The following is a 1338-nucleotide window of genomic DNA, read 5'->3' on the forward strand; positions in this document are numbered from 1 at the left end:
GGATGCTCTTATGGATGTCAAGCAGCGGTGGTGAGCTGCTCGGCGGTGATGGATGTAGTGCTGGGTGCGGTCAGGACCTGGTAGATCTCGCGGGCGATGAACCGCTTGAGGCAGCGGATGATCTCCTTCTTCGACAGGCCTTCCGTGGTCCGGCGCTGCATGTACTGCTTGGTGCGTTGGTCCCAGCGCAGGCGGCACAGGGCGATGCGGTAGAGGGCGGAGTTGGCGCCCCGGTCGCCGCCTCGGTTGAGGCGGTGGCGGTGGGTGCGGCCGGAGGACGCCGGCAGTGGCGCGGCACCGCAGAGCATGGCGAACGCCGCCTCGGAGCGCAGGCGCTCGGGGTTCTCCCCGGCGGTGACCAGCAGCTGGCCGGCGACGTCCGTGCCGACGCCGTTCAGCGCGAGCAGGGCCGGGGAGATCTCGGTGACCAGCGGGGTGATGATCTCCTCCAGTTCGGCGATCTCCTCGCCGAGTCGCTGGTAGCGGCGGGCCAGGGTCCGCAGTGCGAGTCTGGCGGCGATCACCGGCTCGCCGGCCCGCTTTGCGTCCGGGCGCCAGGCGGCGCACGTGACGATCAGCTGCCGGTCGCCCAGGTCTCGCAGGACGGCTCGCAGTTCTTCCGGTGCGGTGATGATCAGCGTCTTCATCTGCCGTGCCACGTCTGCTCGTTGCCGGACCGCGCTGCGGCGGGCCACGCGCAGGCTCCGCAGGGCTTCCACCCGGCCGTCGCGCTGCTTGGGTATCCCTGTGCGGCGGGCGGACAGGGCAGCCCGTGCGGCGGCCTCGGCGTCGACCGGGTCGGACTTGCCCTGCCAGCGGCGGGCCTTGCGGTCCGGGCGGTCGATCTCCACCACGATCACGTCCTGCTCGCGCAGGTAGCGGGCGAGGCCGGCTCCGTAGGCGCCGGTGCCCTCCACGCCGACCAGCACCAGGGTGCCGAACGAGCGGAGCCAGGCCAGGAGCTTGCGGTAGCCCTCGGCGGTGGCCTCGAACTGCTCGGCGCCCAGGGGCCGTCCGGCCGAGTCGACGGCCGCCGCGGTGTGGGTGTCCTTGTGGGTGTCGACGCCGCCGGTGATCTCGCGGGTCTGCTGTGCGATGGTGGACATCGCCGTCCTCTCCATTCGACCGGTCAGGGCGGCAGCCACCGGTCCGGCGGGCGGACAGGACAGTGATGGGGCCTCTGGCCAGGCTCTTATGAAGTCACGCAAGCCGGGCCGGTGGATGCACACGAGCGGCTCCCGAACGAGGCCGACAGATCCCGTTGAGGACCCGAGGTCAGTCAGGCGGTGGGTCAGACCCGCCCGGGAACCGCTCATGAACATCCTCACTGTCAGGCGG

The 1338-nt window shown here is 71.1% G+C and carries 1 protein-coding gene; it reads right to left on the reverse strand.

Annotation, left to right across the window (positions count from 1 at the left end; translation table 11 throughout):
• Positions 1-17: 17 nt before the first annotated feature.
• Positions 18-1106 (reverse strand): IS110 family RNA-guided transposase, encoded by a 1089-nt coding sequence (locus ABTY61_RS41855; RefSeq protein ID WP_350510497.1) that lies wholly within the window; start codon positions 1104-1106, stop codon positions 18-20.
• Positions 1107-1338 lie beyond the last annotated feature (232 nt).

It is taken from the genome of Kitasatospora sp. NPDC096128 (assembly GCF_040303105.1).
Lineage (GTDB): Bacteria > Actinomycetota > Actinomycetes > Streptomycetales > Streptomycetaceae > Kitasatospora.

Bases quoted from the DNA above. Each gene is read 5' to 3' on its own strand.
- ABTY61_RS41855 (WP_350510497.1), bottom strand. From the start codon at position 1,106: ATGTCCACCATCGCACAGCAGACCCGCGAGATCACCGGCGGCGTCGAC.